Source organism: Algoriphagus resistens (assembly GCF_001442615.1).
Taxonomy (GTDB): Bacteria; Bacteroidota; Bacteroidia; order Cytophagales; family Cyclobacteriaceae; genus Algoriphagus; species Algoriphagus resistens.
This window is the reverse complement of sequence record NZ_LMXN01000001.1, coordinates 183714-200168: the sequence shown is the minus strand read 5'-3', so window position 1 is coordinate 200168 and position 16455 is coordinate 183714. Positions and strand designations below refer to the sequence as shown.

11 protein-coding genes are annotated in these 16455 nt (G+C 43.7%); all 11 read right to left on the bottom strand.

What is annotated here, in order from left to right:
* Window positions 1–36 precede the first annotated feature (36 nt).
* Window positions 37–714 carry an ABC transporter ATP-binding protein gene (locus tag AS141_RS00670; protein ID WP_057935692.1) on the bottom strand — a complete coding sequence of 226 codons (678 nt, stop codon included), beginning with the start codon at window positions 712–714 and terminating at the stop codon, window positions 37–39.
* 25 nt (window positions 715–739) lie between these two features.
* Window positions 740–1987, bottom strand: coding sequence for an ABC transporter permease (locus tag AS141_RS00665; RefSeq protein WP_057935691.1), 1248 nt, complete (start codon window positions 1985–1987; stop codon window positions 740–742).
* The gene (locus tag AS141_RS00660; protein WP_057935690.1) at window positions 1984–3087 is read right to left on the bottom strand and encodes an efflux RND transporter periplasmic adaptor subunit; all 1104 of its coding nucleotides are present in this window, start codon (window positions 3085–3087) and stop codon (window positions 1984–1986) included. The genes AS141_RS00665 and AS141_RS00660 overlap by 4 nt, the downstream gene beginning before the upstream one ends.
* Before the next feature lie 32 nt (window positions 3088–3119).
* The gene (locus AS141_RS00655; RefSeq protein WP_157243344.1) at window positions 3120–4442 is read right to left on the bottom strand and encodes a TolC family protein; all 1323 of its coding nucleotides are present in this window, start codon (window positions 4440–4442) and stop codon (window positions 3120–3122) included.
* 332 nt (window positions 4443–4774) lie between these two features.
* Complete coding sequence (locus tag AS141_RS00650) at window positions 4775–7129, bottom strand: ABC transporter permease (protein WP_057935688.1); 2355 nt, start codon at window positions 7127–7129, stop codon at window positions 4775–4777.
* A 365-nt stretch (window positions 7130–7494) separates the two neighbouring features.
* Window positions 7495–9162: a ribulokinase gene (locus AS141_RS00640; RefSeq protein WP_082632115.1), complete on the bottom strand. Its 1668-nt coding sequence runs from the start codon at window positions 9160–9162 to the stop codon at window positions 7495–7497.
* Window positions 9159–10658 (bottom strand): sodium:solute symporter, encoded by a 1500-nt coding sequence (locus AS141_RS00635; RefSeq protein ID WP_057935686.1) that lies wholly within the window; start codon window positions 10656–10658, stop codon window positions 9159–9161. The genes AS141_RS00640 and AS141_RS00635 overlap by 4 nt, the downstream gene beginning before the upstream one ends.
* A gap of 60 nt (window positions 10659–10718) precedes the next feature.
* Entirely contained in the window at window positions 10719–11657 is a 939-nt protein-coding gene (locus AS141_RS00630) for a dihydrodipicolinate synthase family protein (RefSeq protein ID WP_057935685.1), read from the bottom strand.
* On the bottom strand, window positions 11654–13018 hold the full coding sequence (locus AS141_RS00625) for a DUF3748 domain-containing protein (protein ID WP_057935684.1): 1365 nt from the start codon (window positions 13016–13018) through the stop codon (window positions 11654–11656). Before AS141_RS00625 ends, AS141_RS00630 begins: the two co-directional genes overlap by 4 nt.
* Window positions 13019–13154: 136 nt before the next feature.
* The gene (locus AS141_RS00620) at window positions 13155–15122 is read right to left on the bottom strand and encodes an FG-GAP repeat domain-containing protein (protein ID WP_057935683.1); all 1968 of its coding nucleotides are present in this window, start codon (window positions 15120–15122) and stop codon (window positions 13155–13157) included.
* Between the two features lie 157 nt (window positions 15123–15279).
* Window positions 15280–16455 (bottom strand): sialidase family protein, encoded by a 1176-nt coding sequence (locus AS141_RS00615; RefSeq protein WP_057935682.1) that lies wholly within the window; start codon window positions 16453–16455, stop codon window positions 15280–15282.

Here is a 16455-nt window from a genome sequence, read left to right as displayed (position 1 = left end):
GTAAAATGCTCCTCTTTTGGTGGAGCTGAAGGACGTTTAACCGACGATTTTTCCATCACTCATTTCAATTATTCGGTCTGAATTGGCAGCAAAATCATCATCATGGGTGACAGCAATGATTGTCTGCCCAAAATCACGCGTCAGCTTTCTAAATATATCGAATACAATATCTGAATTAGTACTGTCCAGATTCCCCGTGGGCTCATCTCCCATAATCAAGGCCGGATCATTGATCAGTGCGCGGGCAATTGCGACACGTTGCTGTTGTCCTCCAGACAGCTTGGAAGACATCTTTTCTGCTTGGTCTGCTATACCTAGCATTTCAAGTTTCTCCATCGCCCGCTTTTTGATCTTGGACTCGGGATATTTCCCCAGCTTGAGCGCGGGAATCATCACATTCTGTAAGGAAGTAAATTCAGGAAGGAGAAAATGAAACTGAAATACAAAACCTATATGTTGGTTCCGAAATCCAGCCAGATAGTCTGCACGTCTTCCGGTAAGATTCTCCCCGTTGATTTCCAGAATACCCTCGTAATCGGTATCCATGGTGCTCAGCAGATACATCAAAGTAGATTTTCCACATCCTGATTTGCCTACCAGACTAAGGAACTCACCTTTAACTACTTTCAAGTTGATGTCCTTGAGCACCTGAAAGGTCTGTGGTTCATGGAAATACTTAGTGATCCCCTTTGTTTCCAATATTATCTCCTTCATTCTAAATCAATTAGCAGTTGTTTGGCTAGATGCCACGGATTATCTCAATAGGATCCACATGCCCTGCTTTACGGGAAGGCATATAACCTGCCACCGCAGTAGTGGCTACACCAAATACAATCCCTATTACATAGTACAATGGATCAAAACTCACTGGCAATGCATCAATGGAGATAACGTCCCCACCGTCAAACGGAGCCAGCGAAAGTAAATAGGATAGAATAAATCCCAGTATTAACCCCAATACGCTTCCTATTAAACCGATAACAAGCGACTGCGTCATAAAGATGCCCGAGACATCCTTGGCTGCAAATCCTGTCGCCTTTAGGATAGCTATGTCTTTCATCTTACTGAAAATAGTCATATTCAGAATATTATAAATTCCAAAACCAGCAACGATCAACAAGGTAATGGATACCGAATAAGTCATGATATTGCGGATCACCGCCCCAGCAAGAAATGTCGCATTTGCCGTCTCCCAGTCTTCGGCTTTGTATCCGAAAATAGACTGGATCTGAATGGCTTTGGCCTTTGCCTGATAGAGATCTACCAGCTTCACATTGATATCAGTGATGTAACCCTGGTCTTTGCCAAGAATTTTCTGTACCGTGGATATATTTGCATAACTGCGGATATTATCAATTTCTCCAAGGCCCATCTGAAATATCCCAACCACTTTGAGTGATATAGTAACTCCCTCCGGCGTGGTGACGGTCACATTGTCACCTACCGAAAGGGAAAGAGTTTTGGCAAGTCCGCTTCCCATGATCAGGCCATTGGTGGTGGTGAGCAGACCTGCGATTTCTCCTGCCTTCATCTTGGATGAAAGGCCAAATAGCTTGTCTTCTTCCAGTATGTCTACCCCCGCAATGTTTCCGTTAAGCTGCACGGGACCGAAATTGTAAAATACCTGGCTGGACAATTGTGGAGCGGCACCCAGAACATCCGGATCTTGACGGATCAATTCAGCTATCTGAAAGGCATTCCTGATTTTTTGCGATTCATTTTTGGGTTTGGGGTGATGCACAAAATTGATACCTCCTGGATTCAGCTGCTCCAAAATGGAAACCCGCTCCCCGGTGATATCCTTATAAATATGGATGTCCGGTGAAGAAGTCATCGTGAGTTCTTCTGTAAAATTATTAAGCCCACTCATCAAACTGACCATAGCCACGAACATCCCTATGCCAAAAGTCACCCCGAGCATAGCCACTAGAGACTGTTTGGGTTTGGCCAGCAGATGGGTTTTGGCTATGGAGAAAATCACCCTCATGGTTTGATGAGTTTTGTATTCCGGTCAATTCCGGATAAAATCTCCAGCTCACTGAGGGTACGCAGTCCTATCTCCACTTTTACCTTTTGTTCTTCGCCGTCTTTTTCTACTTTGACACTATCTCCCTCCATCAGTAAATTCCGTGGGATAACCAGTGCGGAATCTTTTTTCCTGGTCACAATATTTGCCTCTAATGCCAATCCGGTATATTTCCCAGGAAGTTTGTCCTGAACAGCTGCGTCCACCCGCAGCATCTGGTCACGCGGATCCACTTTGGTGTAGATTTTTTCCAGATTGGCCCTATAAATGCTATCAGGATAAGCATCTATTTTCAGCATTACTTTTTGCCCTATCCTCAATCGGGAAATATCCTGTTCATCCACTTTCAGATTAGCAATAAATCCTCCTTCCAAACCCAACACAGCAAGTAAATCACCTTTCCGAACCAATTCGCCGGGTTCTTTACCACTTTGGAAGAAAATTCCAGGCTGTTCAGCTTTCACCGTATAAAAACCAGACTCTTCCCGCGCAGATAGCAATTGTTGATAAGCTTGATCCCGCTCGATTTTTAACTGGTCCCGTCGGTTTTCCAGCTTGTTTTTGCTTTGAACCCATGAGAGCTTGGAAGAATTGAAGGCAGTGACAGCCGCGTCATATTTGGATTGGGAAGTTGCCTTTTCATTCCACAGGTTGGTGTAGCGAATATAGTTGATCGAATCTGCTTGATATTGTTCCCAGCTAAGTTCAACCGCATTTTGGGCTTCTGCCAGCAAGGGGCTGGTACTACTGGAATTTTTGCTGGCCAGCTCATATAGGTTTTGAGCATTGGCCAATCTTGCCTCCTGGGCAGTACTTGCAATTTCAAAAAGAGCCTGGCCTGCTTCCACATAACCCCCTTCTTCCACAAGCTGCTTCTTGAGGATTCCTTCCGATTGGGCAGTAAGTTCAAATTCCCCCTTGGATTGGATATATCCTGATGCATACACCGCCTCTGTCAGGGGTTTGATCTGCGGGCTCAATGTTTCTCCGTTTCCACATGATACCAAGACAGGAAAAACCAGGTATCCCCAAGAGCTGATTTTGTTGGACAGATTCTGCATTATGGACATGGATTTAATGTATTTTTTAATGATTACTCTGATTTAATTGCGATCAGGGCTTTGGCTATGAGATAATCCGCCAGACTGTTTAAATATTGTCTTTGATTGTCCCAAAGTTCCTGTTGTACCTGTAGCAGCTCATCTATGCTGATCACCCCTTCCCGGAACTGGATCTGGGCAAGTCGATAATTGTCCTCATATACCGCATAAGTTTCTCTATAACTTTTCAGAATTTCCAGGTTTTGAACCAGATCAGTGGATAGGTCATGTTGCTCTTGGACCAACTGCTGTTCAGTTTGATGCAGTCTGGCTTCCGCAATTTCACGTTGCAGTTTGGTTGAATTGATTTGATTCCTGGTAAGGTTCCCACCGAAAATTGTCCATTCTAATCTCAGCCCTATCATCGCTGTACTGAACCAGGTATAATTGGACATCCTAGTATCATTGGACCAGGCCTGTTGCGAATACCTTCCAATGGCATTCAGCGTTGGGAGATATCTTTGCCGGGATGCTTTCAGGTTTCGTTCTGCCAATTCCAATGATACAGTTGCTCCCTGATAGTCAGGCTGTGTTTCCAAAAGGTAGTTGGGCATTTCCTCTGGCATGCCCTGAAAGAAAATAGTCTCGGTCAGGTGGATAGAATCTCCTTGGTCTAGTCCCAATAGGTACTTTAATTTGTTACAGTTGGAAGAAGTGGAAGATACTTGCTTATGATACTGGGACTTGGCGCGGAAGGCGGCTGCCTTGAGACGCTGATAAGGAAGAGGCTCCAGAACTCCTTGATCAAATTGCTGCCTGGCTAGCTGATGGATGCTGTCTGCAGCTTTGTAGTTATCTTCACTGATCTTCAAAGCTTCCTGACTGAGTAAGGCCAGATGATACGTACGGGCGAGTTGTTCCTTATGATTTTGACGGGCTGATTGCAATTCGGAATCGCTGAGTTGTTTTTCCAGATGGGCTGATCTTACCCTGTTCCAAACTTTGGTATCGATTAATGGGAGACTTGCTTCCAGTCCAACATCCAATTGGTACTGTGTACCAAACTGTATTTCGGTAAATGTGCCAGGTTCTCCTCCAAATGCTTCAGAAGGCACCAACTGAACCGGAAGCTGAAGGAAATTGTCATAATTTCCATAAGCTTTAATCTTGGGCATTAAACCACCCTTTGCATTATGCACTTCGTAGGTCTGCTGGTCAGCTGTTTTCTCCCAGATAAGATAGTCCGGTTGGTGGGCATGGGCATATTCAAAAGCCTCAGCAAAAGAACCGACAGACAGATCCTGTCCAGATGCAGGAAAGAGAGAACTTAATGTAAAAAGTGCGGCTAGTATATATAGACGGTTCCAAGTCGACATGGCATTCTCAGAGATTGACACTGTGAATATGGGTTGCCATAGAATTACTGGAAAATATATCTTTGCGAACCGTTAAAAAATCAGATGGAACTGTAGGATTTAGACTCGGAAACGTATCAATGGGGAATCCCGGAAGGATAAAAAAGCCGATTTCTTTCTGTACAATCAATAGTCTGAACAGAGAAAAAAAACTTTTGTACTTTGTCCTTTCAGATCAGGTAAAAAGCCATTATACTCAAGTCAGCATAGTACTTTGGAGCAAAGGTTAAGCTTTTTGACTGAAAAGCTTAACCCCATCTATTTCTGCTATTACCCAACTCTTTATCAATCAATCACCCCTCACTCTGCAAAGTGTCCACAGGATTGGAAACAGCGGCTTTGATTGACTGATACCCCACTGACCCTAAGGTGAGCAACAACATAAAGAGAGCTACACCTAAATAAAGAGTCCAGTGGATTTCGGTATGAAAACTATAGCCCGAGAGGTATTTGTCTATTAGTACCCATGCTAAAGGAAAACCGATCACCAGGCTCACTCCTACCAACACTGCAAAGTCCCTGCAAAGCATCAGCACCAGGTCGGCCACCGAAGCTCCCATTACCTTTCGGACACCGATTTCCTTTGCCCGTTGCTCAGCGGTAAATAGTGCAAGACCGAAAAGCCCCAGGCAAGAAATCCCTATTGCCAGAAATGTAAAGGCAAGGGAAAGTTTCCCCATGACCTGTTCCAGACGGTACTCCTGATCAAACACCTCGTTCAAAAATGAATATTCAAAAGGGTAATCCGGGTTATACTTTTTATAGACTGCAGCCACTTCCCCAACAAGTTCATCCAAGGGCTGATCATCCGAGAGTCGGATAAAATAATGATTGCCCACCTGCTCTGAATACATGAAGATCATAGGTTGAATGCCAAACTTCAGATTATCATTATGGAAATCTTCTGTGATCCCCACTATTTCACCTGCACCCTGCCACATTTCCAGTTTGGTCCCTACAGCATCCTCCAGGGTTAATCTCATCATCTCAGCAGCCTTTTTGTTGATCAGGTAATTGGAGGCATCCCGCTGATCTCTAAAATTCCTCCCCTGTAAAAGAGGAATATTCAAGGTCGGTAAAAAACCCGCATCACAGCGATAGATTTTGAAATTGACTGATGCCGTTTCTGACTTTCCTGTCCATACAGGGTCAGTACTTGTAATGGGTACAGAAAAAATATTATTCCCTCCAAAGGCGATGCTTTCAACGCCCGGAATCTGCTGCAGCTCATTCTTTATTCCTTCATAGGCTTTGACCATGCCTTCATTCTGATCTAAAACCAGAATATTTTCTCGGTCAAACCCCAAGTTCCTTTCACTGATATAGTTAATTTGTTTATACACAGCCAAGCTGCCTATGACCAAAACTGCTGAGGCAGCAAACTGTGCCACCACCAGACCTTTACGGATGTTGCCTCCGGCAAGACCTGCCCTGGCATCTCCTTTAAGAACTTTGGATGGGTTGAATCCCGACAATACCAACGCCGGATAGCTACCTGCCATCACCCCTGTAAACATGGTGATGCCTAGCATCCCGGTAAGTAATATTGGATTGCTCAGATCCAATACCATCGATTTGCCAGTTACTTGATTAAAGAAAGGAAGCATCAGCTGAACAAGAATCAACGCCATGATCAAAGCAATCCAGGCCAATAAGACTGACTCAGAAATAAACTGGACAATCAGTCCGATTCGGCTGGCTCCAATTGTTTTCCTGATTCCTACCTCCCTGCTTCTGCTGGCAGAGCGGGCAGTAGACAGGTTCATAAAATTGATACAGGCCATCGCAAGGATCAGGAGGGCTACACCGGCAAATAGATAGACCTGCTGAATTCTCCCACCTATATTGGTACCATTCTCAAACTCCCCGTATAAGCGCTGTTGCTTAAAAGGAAATAAAAAGGGTGTTGTGGTACAATCCTGACACTGGGCTGAAATCAGCGAAGCTATTTTTTCGTTTGGAATGCTGCTGTTTTCCCTGAGCAATACCAAGGTGCGGCTTCCGCCGCTTGCCCAATGCTCAGTCCAGGGATTTTCTTTTAAAAAGAGCTCAAAAGGAATGACAAAATCGAATTGCAGAGAAGAATGGTCCGGGATATTCTCAAAGACTTCCGACACCGTCAAATCCTGGCCTTCACCAATTGCAACCGTTTTACCGATAGGATTTTCTTCATGGAAAAGTTTGGAAGCAAGTCTTTGGGAAATTGCAATAGTATTTTGCTCTTCAATCGGATTGGCCTTATTTCCTGATAATATAGGAAAGCTTAAGATGCTGAATAAATCAGGATCAGCATAAATTCCATTTTCCTGAAATGAAAATGTAGAATGTTTGATGAGCAATTCAGTTTCAAAGCTGTACCGGGCGGCCAGCTCTACTTCCGGTATTTCTGCGAGCAGGGCTTCTTTTAAAATCGCCGGAGTGGCTGAATAAGTGTCAATCCTACCTTCGGCCTGGTGATTATTAATCATCACACTATAGATTCGGTCTCTCTCTGAGTGAAAATCATCAAAAGACACTTCGTCGGTAATCCAGAGTAAGATAAAAATGCCAGCAGCTATCCCAGTGGTCAGTCCAAGGATATTGATGAATGTGTAGACTTTGTCACGCTTTAGATTTCTAAAAGAAACTTTAAGAATATTTCGAAGCATAATTGAAAGAGAATAATCAGTACAAAAATAATTAGCATAGAACCATGCCAAAGAAAAGGGGCTAAATAAGTATAAAAAGCCATTCCTAGCAAAAATAATTGTCCAAAATCGGACGAAACCATACCACTTTTGGCCAATTTCAATTTTAGAGGTTTAGCAGCAGAATCTGAAAAAAACACCACTAATCAAGACAAATAAGATAAGATGGGAGTTTTTAAAGTATGTCTCCGGCTATACTACTTTTCTTTGGTCTAAAACCACAGTTTAAAAAGCCCTTCCAGCCAATGTCGCTGGAATAGGCATGGTTTACTCAATTTCAAGAGAGCCTCTTATGCAGTAAACAAGCTTTCTGTAATCAATTTCATTCAATCACTTTTAGAAAACTCCTCTGCGGCGCTACCCAGACTGAGGTAGTGGGTATATTTATCAGCATAGAATTTTTCCATTTGTGGATCAGGCGAATAAATCGCATTGAAACCCTGACCCATTGCAGAAATAGCAGTATCCATAGAAGTATAAAGCTGACTGGCCACAGCCGCATAGATAGCAGATCCCAATGCAGGGGTTTGGGTGGAAGCAGTCACTTTGATCGTTCGTTGCAGTACATCAGCCATGGTCTGCATTACCAGACTGGATTTATTTGCTACACCGCCAATGGCAATTATATCTTCAATCCTCAATCCTTCCTCTTCAAAGCGCGCTATGATTCTTTTGGAGCCAAAACACAAAGCCTCTACCAGACTTTTGAAAATATGTGCCGCAGTGGTCCCCATATTCAATCCAAGGACTCCCCCTTGTAGCGACTCATTTACATCTGGGGAGCGTCTGCCATTGATCCAGTCCAAAGCCAGGGGGGTACTGGCTTCTTTCTGCAATTTCTGAGCTTCGTCCGATAGATATGTAAGCATCCGATCCTTCATTTCTGCCAACAGAATAGCCTTATCCTGAAAACCAATCTGATTGCTGCTGTTGATCAATTCAATGAATGGCCCCAACAGTATGCCGGAAAACCATGCCAGAACATCTCCGAAACCCGCTTGGCCAGCTTCCAAACCTATCATACCAGGTAGGACAGAACCATTGACCTGACCGCAAATGCCTTTGACCAGTTTCTTCTCCATTTCCTGCCGGGAGGCCACTAAAATATCACAGGTAGATGTTCCTATTACCTTAACTAAAGAATACGCCCCAATCCCTGCCCCAACTGCGCCGGCATGCGCATCGATTGTGCCTACAGCTATCAGGGTTTCTTCAGAAAGCCCCAGTGTTGAAGCCCATTCCTGGCTGATTTTACCTGCCGGTTCATTGGAAGTATAGGTCTGGGAATATAAATTGTCTCTAAGACTGGATAAAGAAAAATCAAGGAGGCCAAGAAATTCCTTTGAAGGTAAACCTTGCCAGTCCTCATGCCACATGGCTTTATGGCCGGCGGCACATCTACTCCTCTTGATTTGTTTAGGATTTGACCCCGTAAGAATCGCAGTTATAAAATCACAGTGTTCCATCCAGGAAAACGCTGCTTTGGCGACGGTTTTATCCTTGCGGTGAATTGATAAAATTTTAGCCCAAAACCATTCCGAGGAATATATTCCACCGGAATATTTCGTAAAGTCTTCCCCTCCCCAAGTTTTGGACAGCGCAGTAATTTCTGCCGCTTCCTGGATGGCTGTGTGGTCTTTCCACAATACCATCATTGCATTTGGATTTTCTTCATAACCCGGAACCATGGCCAGTGAGATTCCCCGCTCATTTACCGCCATGGGGGAGGATCCTGTCGTATCCACACAGATACCCTTGATTTGTTTTTTATCCACACCGGATTTTATCACCACATCAGAAACGGTTTTCTCCAATCCTTCCAAATGATCCAAGGGATGCTGTCTGAATTGACTTTTTGAAGCATCACAATAAAGTCGCTGCCCCCAACGTGGATAGGTAAAAACCGAACTCTCCACGGTTTCCCCGCTTACCGCATTGACCAACAAGGCGCGGACCGAGTCCGTACCATAGTCCAATCCAATTACATAACTCATGATATTCCCGTGGTTTGTTTTGAAAATAGCCCTGTCACCAAGAACCCTACAATAAAAATGGTCAGTGTCCCCATCACAATGGTCAAGTTGGTATGTAAGGTATTTTGGAATCCATCCAAGGAAGTTCCACTCATTAACACCGGAGAAAGGCTCATCCAGCCAATCACCAGAACACCGCAAAACACGCCTACAGCCGCTGCTTTACCGGGAGCTTTTTTAACCACAAATCCTAGTAAGAACAGTCCCAAAATCCCTCCGCTGAAAATTGAGGACAAGGCCCACCATGCATCCAATGCGCTGGTCACCCCATTAAAGGCCAACCCCACAACAATGCTCAACCCACCCATCACAAAGGAGGTAATGAGCAATACGCGCATGGACTGCTTTTCACTTGTGTCTTTATTGATATACTTCCGGTAATGATCCGAAAGAAAAACCGTTGCAGAACTATTGATACTTGTTGACACCGTACTCATTCCAGCCGCAAATATGGAAGCGATCAACAAGCCCGTAAGCCCTGTGGGCAACCCAGTGACGATAAAATGGGGGAAAACTTTATCTGCATTCTCTGCAGCTTTCAGACTTTCGGGTAGCAAATCCGGAAATGCCTGGTAATAGGAAAAAAGGGCTGTACCGATAAAGAAAAACAAAAGCGATACCGGTACATAGAGCAGGCTTCCAAACCAGGTGGATCGCTTGGCTTCCTTTTCAGTTCGGGCCGTGATGTACCGTTGTATGTAGCTTTGGTCAATCCCGAAATTCTGGAGGTTGATAAAAAGTCCATAGACAAGAATCATCCAAAAAGTAGATTCCACAAAGTTGAACTCAAAGCTGCCAAGACTAAATTTGTCCGCTTCTGCAGCAATAGTAAAAACTTCTCCGGGTCCATTTGGCATGGAAAACAGGATTACCAGCACACACGTCAACGCCCCGCCTATCAATACAATCCCCTGAATAGCATCCGTCCAGATCACCGCTTCAATTCCCCCGAGCATGGCATAAACAACCACACTTACTCCGGTGCAAATGATAATCAAAGGAATGCTCCAACCAAATAAAGCATTCATAGGTAAAGCCAGCAGGTACATAATAGCCCCCATCCTTGCCAATTGGGTCAGAAGATAGCAGATGGACGCATAGGTTCTTGCCCATGGACCGAATCTGGTCTCCAAATAATAATATGCAGATTCACTTTGAAGATTTCTGTAAAGCGGAACAAAATAGCGTACTGCAAACCAAGCCGCTATAGGAATAGAAAGGCTAAAGACAAATCCATTCCAATTGGATAAATAGGCATTTCCGGGAAGAGCAAGAAAACTGATGCTACTGACAAATGTGGCAAAGATGGACATCCCAATAGCCCAGCTCGGCAGCCTTCCCCCTCCTGTGGTATATTCCAATGCTGTTCTTTTCCTGAATGAAAAGGATATTCCGAACAGCACAATGGCCGCCATGTAGGCAAGAAAAACTAGTAAATCTATTAAAGGTAATTCCATTGACTAGGGGTATTTTGGGTTTGGAGGAAGTCCTGTTCCTCGACGATTAGACTGGCTAGATTACACAGATACTTTCACTTCTGATATAATCCTATCAAAACGGGTTCGCAACTCTCTTACTTCAGTTTCTGAAAAGGGAAAAAGTGGTGCTGCAAAGTGCGGCTGGCATAACCCGAGAAAGGAAAGGGAGGTTTTCAACCCTTTCATGTAACTTGACTTGTATTGGCCGACCTGATAGATATTTTTGCTGATTTCCATAACTGCATGCTGACAGGCCCTCATCTTTTCAAAATCCCTTCCCGCTGCCGCATCGTAAAGCTCTACATAGAGTTTTGGAAATAAATTAGCACCTCCACATACTCCGCCAAAGCCTCCCATCAGAACTGTTTCGGCCATCATTTCCTCAGGCCCCACCATCAATACAAAATCCGGCTGATCCTGAAACGCATGGCACAGTGACTGAAAATAAACTGCATGCGCAGAACTGTCCTTTAAACCAATAATCCGCTGATGTGAGGAAAGCCTGGTTACCGTATTTACCTCAATGGTCAGCTTGGTATGAGATGGCATATTATATAAAAAAAGAGGAAGTGAAATTCTGTCCGCCAATTGCATATAATAGCGGGCCAACTCTTCCTGATCAATGTTAGCGTAAAATGGCGGTGCTGCAACCACTGCATACGCCCCTGCAGCAGAGGAAAATTCTGACAGTCTAATACTTTCCTCGATAGAAACATCGGTAATACCTACCAATACAGGGATTCTATCCCCTACCTGTTGACAGGTCTGGGTGATGAGATCCTTTCGGGTCTGATAACTTAAACCTGAAAACTCCCCTGTGGTACCCAGAATAAAAATACCATGAACCCCTCCTTCTATCAGGTGTTCAATCAGTTTTTCTGTACTGGCCGTATCCAGAGAACCGTCTGGATTGAGCGGAGTGACCATTGGGGGAACAATACCGCGCAAGGGGGAATTTGATAATGAAAATGAAGTCATAAGTTATGGTTTAAAAAGGCCGTTAGGTTTAAGATGAATATTTGAAAAAAAGCCTGACCGTCTTGGTCTACTTTCCTATTATAAGCAAGGGTATGTCCTGAATTGGACCAATTAATATTAGATAGGCTGCTGTAGGCAGTATCTGGTGCATCTAAAATCTTTGATGTCTTCCCATCAGAGACTCTGGTGATATATAGCGCTTCCTTTGCACCATAGGCAAGGTATTTCCCATCTGAACTCAGGCTAAAAGATGTATCTGATGAAAAGCCATTGGCAGTTACCGGGTTGCATTCCCCTCCATTTGGAGAGACCGAATATATCTGAACTACTCCGGAATCGTCCTTTCTATAGAAATAAATAGCATCGCCATCTGGAGAGGTTCTTAGCCATTGCCTTGGACCTTGTATGCCAGGATATTTATTCCCAGTTGTAAAGGTTAGTCTACGCTGCCTCACTCCAGCTGGAATAGACGGTAGGCTTATTCTGCTTCCTGCATTTACCGATTCAATTATGCTAGCTGAGTTAGCGGGAATATCGGCTATAAATACTTCGGTTACTTTCTCACCTGATTCTGAAATTACATCCCCCAAAAAAGCCATTGCACGTTTCTGAATAGTTCCATCCAACTTACTATAACCGGCATTTCCAACCCAGCATTCCTCGTACGCTTTACTGATTTCATCCGATCCTGGCTTGGGATTACCAGTTACCTCAGCAAGTAAAAAAGCGAACCCATTTCCATCAAAATTTTCTTCATTGCCTTCACCCAGAATAGATACTTGCTTGTCCAACAGAAATGCTCCTACGGTTCTTAAGTCACGCACTTCAGGATTGGTGACAGATTCATCCGCGAGAATAGCATCATTATATGTAAAGCTTAGTAGTTGACCATCTGAGCTATACGAATAGGCATGCGAGCCACCCCGCAAAGCACCCTTTGTATAAGGAGTCACTACGTCTCTTGCTTCCAAACGCGTGAATTGATTCTCTTTTTCAAGATTCACCTGCATTGCAATTCTCCTGGTAACCCCATATGGAATACTCTCAGATGCATTATTCAGACCATGGATAAAGACAATTTTTTTTTGGGAAGGATGAAATGAAACCGCTCCTGACCCAGGGCCAAAAAATGATTGATTAGGAATTTCATAAACTGTTTCCACTTGTTTAGATGCAATATGAACCAGCTGGATACTTCCATTCTCACCAATTTGGGAATCATCATTTCTATTATCAAAAACCAAATATTCATTATCTGGGGAGAATGCCTGTCGCTGGTTTAGGAAATGGCCCTGAGGTAGATGGGTTAACTGGATTTCTTCAATTAAAAGTGAATCTAAGGTTGAATTAGTGTTGTTCACGTGTGAGGTTCTGGTTTGGCATTGAGTTACCGTAAACAGCAACGCAATCAGGCAGGTGGTTTGAAGACTTAATAAGAAATGTATTATTTCTTTAGTTTTAAATAGTATTGTAGTAGCAGTTCTCTTCAAAATACAATCATCTTTGGAAGTGGTAGAAATGTCCATCTTCTGCACCTGCCAGCACTTCCCATTCACCATCCTTATTCCAATCCACCACTGTTGGGCTGGTAGTATGGCCTGCCAGGACTTTTTCTGAGAGAGGACCTTTATGGATGAATACTACCTTTTCGGGCTCTTGGCTTATATTCTCAAACAGAGACACATTGACACTATTCACCAATAAATCAAGATCACCGTCATTATCCCAGTCGACCACTGCTATTTTTCTTCTTCCGCTACCACCTGCTTCGGCATTATTCAGCCGCAATGGGCCACTTTCATCATTTTCAGCTTTGTCTTTATTGGTAAACACTGAAGTTCCCTCCCCATAAAATATTCTTTTTCCCGGCAATATGGCCTGTTGTCCATTATCATTCACCCCTTTGAAAAATGAAAGATAGCCTTCGTGGTCCAGCATCACCAGATCCATCACCCCATCGGAATCCCAATCAATAGCAACAGGTGTGGTTCTCCATTGGGTCACCAATTCATCCTGCGCGGAGTTCCACCAGTTCCATTCAGGGTTTGTAGCAGTTTCCTTTCCACGGTTGACTTTGATCGGCTGGGGAGCTTCCAGGACTGAACCGGTATTTCTGATCCATTCAATCTTCCCCCATATAGAATTGAAAACAATGTCCTTATTTCCGTCACCATCCCAGTCTGCTACCGATAGCGTGGTATATCCCCATTTAGCTTCAGCAGGCCCTTGGATAGACCCATTTTCATCTGCCTGTATACGGATAGGTTTTCCATCCGCTTCCAGCAATTTTGGCTCCTCCCAACTTGGTTTGTCTCCCCCTCCCAGATTCTCTATAAAAGCAAAATAACCAGCCGAATTTCCGGTGATGATATCTTCATCCCCATCATTGTCCCAGTCAACGCTGACTGGTGTGGCCAGAGCCCCAAATTTAAGGTTGTCCGATTGCTGTCTGAAATACTTAGGGGAATCAAATTGGGGCACATTATCCTTAAGGCTTCCAGTATTTTTGATCAGTGCCACTCTCCCATCCTCATCCCCGACGACCAAATCCACATGTCCATCCTGATCCCAATCTACGGCCACGGGTATGATCATCTCCAAATCCATCCTGATCAGGCCAGTCTCATTTTTCAGAAACACACCTTCTTTATACCGAGGATTTTCTCTTGTCCCGGTATTTTCAAAATATGTCATACGATCCAAAAATTCCCCACAGATCAGATCCAGATCTCCGTCCCCGTCGTAATCAGCAAAATTGGGAGAGGGTGCTCCATACACGTCAATCATCTTCCCCCCAGCTTCAAGTCTTCCTCTATTTAAATATTTCCCCTCTACATTTTCCAATAGAAAGACAAAACCGTGAAGGGGTCCATTAACCCAGACTCCCTGCTCATTAAAAGCATTATCCCATCCGTAATCAGCCCAGTCATCTATCCCTACTATCACATCCAGATCATCATCTCCGTCATAATCGACCATCTTCCATTGGTTGAAACGAACCTTCTCAAACCCTTTCTTGAGTTCCTCCGCATTAAAAAGAACATGCTCCTCACTTCCGAGTTTTTCCTTAAAATCCACCAATTCAGCACCCGGTACATTTACTTTTATTCCTTCCTCTGTATGGGAGATCTGCACATTTTTGATGGCATCCCCTAGACGTACCGGAGGAGCAAAATCCGGAAAGTCCTCTCCAGTGGTATTTTCAAAAAAGTATAACCCATTGAATGGCTTATCAGGACAGGAAACCAACATATCCATATCACCATCTCCATCGTAATCCATGGGAAGGGGCCAGGCCCAAAGCCCAACTCCCAAAAAAGATGTGGTTTTGGGATTGTTGTATTTTACAATTTCAAAGTCTTTATTCTGAGCTTCTGTTTTAGATTCTGCATCACTGCTTTTTTCCGAGCAAAAGGAAAGAATGCAAAAACTTAAAATTGATGCTATAAATAATATTTTTTTCATAATTGTCTTATAATTAGAAAGTTGCCATCAGTTCTGGTTAAATTATAATCTCAGTGTAAATCATACATTAGACCCCATGCTGGATCACCAAATAAATTGCTAGAAACGGAATCGAAACAGAATTTGTGTAGAATTCCTGATTTTGAATCTCTTCCATTTATAGTTTTCTAAACTTCTTAATTCGATGGAAAGTAAGAAAATTTGCATCGTGGTTATTATGGGCTCCTCCCACTCCATCCTCATAGGCAGTTCTAGATAAGAAGAGAATATCCTTGCCATCGAAAAGCCAATCCACATATTGAAAACCATGCTTAGTCACATCCTGATGTTGAAGCAACACTTCCTTTTGCTCCCACTTAATTAAATCAGCTGAAGAGAATAAAGCTTGTGTATTTCTAAAACTGGCTGGATTTTTACCTTCATTGTCCTGTTTGATTTCTTCCGGTATTACATTGGCGATAGTCCAATACAATTCACTGACTTCATCGTATCGAATGGTGAATTTTTTGCTTCCCCCAGGGAAATTTATAAACCCTGTCACCGGATCAAAGGAAGCTGTTTTACCGTCAGGGCTTATTTTGACCCGTGCCGCTTTTTCCTCCAATGTAGATCGGTCGTCAACCCGCAACATGTCCCACAGCTGTCCTTGCCTATCCACCACCGCATTGCCTTCTAACCATCCACCAAAATTCCCGTCCAGATAGGTTGAATCGTAGTATAAGATAGTACTGGATGTCCAGTTATCTGCATCCAATAAATCAGCAGCTATGGGAGCAGATAGCATAAAAGCACCATAACGCTTCCCCCACTTCTTGACCGGTCCCATTGCACTTTCCATCCCTCTCCAAATTCTACCGTCATATTCAATCACAGGCATAGGTGCGCAGTGATATTCTCCCGCTAGCAACAATCCACTGGAACTGTTTACCGGATCGGTCCAAGTCACTCCGTTATCATCTGATTTTCTGATAATCGTATTGCCATGGTGCCTGTCTGTTCCCAAAAAATACAGTTTCTCTTGATTCACGAAAAGCTTAGACCAGAATGCACCGTCAACTACGGAGATTTCCTTCCAGGATTTCCCCTTATTAGTTGAAGTGTATATTTTGGAAGTGGCCCGTACATGTTCATTTGACTCAGGCCCAAACAAATCATGGGACGCCACATAATCCCCGTTAGGCAAAATCGCTAAACTCGGAGAACCAATATACTTACCTGACGAAGCAGGACTATAGGCAACAACGACCCCAGGGACTTTGGAATCATCAAATTGACGGGCAGCGACCATGAAACTGATTGAAAGTAAACTAATTAAAAGGCAGACTGTCTTCAT

What these genes read in the sequence shown, in the direction of transcription:
- AS141_RS00670 (WP_057935692.1), bottom strand. Translation starts at nt 714, where the DNA reads ATGAAGGAGATAATATTGGAAACAAAGGGGATCACTAAGTATTTCCAT.
- AS141_RS00665 (WP_057935691.1), bottom strand. Translation starts at nt 1,987, where the DNA reads ATGAGGGTGATTTTCTCCATAGCCAAAACCCATCTGCTGGCCAAACCC.
- AS141_RS00660 (WP_057935690.1), bottom strand. Translation starts at nt 3,087, where the DNA reads ATGCAGAATCTGTCCAACAAAATCAGCTCTTGGGGATACCTGGTTTTT.
- AS141_RS00655 (WP_157243344.1), bottom strand. Translation starts at nt 4,442, where the DNA reads ATGTCGACTTGGAACCGTCTATATATACTAGCCGCACTTTTTACATTA.
- AS141_RS00650 (WP_057935688.1), bottom strand. Translation starts at nt 7,129, where the DNA reads ATGCTTCGAAATATTCTTAAAGTTTCTTTTAGAAATCTAAAGCGTGAC.
- AS141_RS00640 (WP_082632115.1), bottom strand. Translation starts at nt 9,162, where the DNA reads ATGAGTTATGTAATTGGATTGGACTATGGTACGGACTCGGTCCGCGCC.
- AS141_RS00635 (WP_057935686.1), bottom strand. Translation starts at nt 10,658, where the DNA reads ATGGAATTACCTTTAATAGATTTACTAGTTTTTCTTGCCTACATGGCG.
- AS141_RS00630 (WP_057935685.1), bottom strand. Translation starts at nt 11,657, where the DNA reads ATGACTTCATTTTCATTATCAAATTCCCCCTTGCGCGGTATTGTTCCC.
- AS141_RS00620 (WP_057935683.1), bottom strand. Translation starts at nt 15,122, where the DNA reads ATGAAAAAAATATTATTTATAGCATCAATTTTAAGTTTTTGCATTCTT.
- AS141_RS00615 (WP_057935682.1), bottom strand. Translation starts at nt 16,455, where the DNA reads ATGAAGACAGTCTGCCTTTTAATTAGTTTACTTTCAATCAGTTTCATG.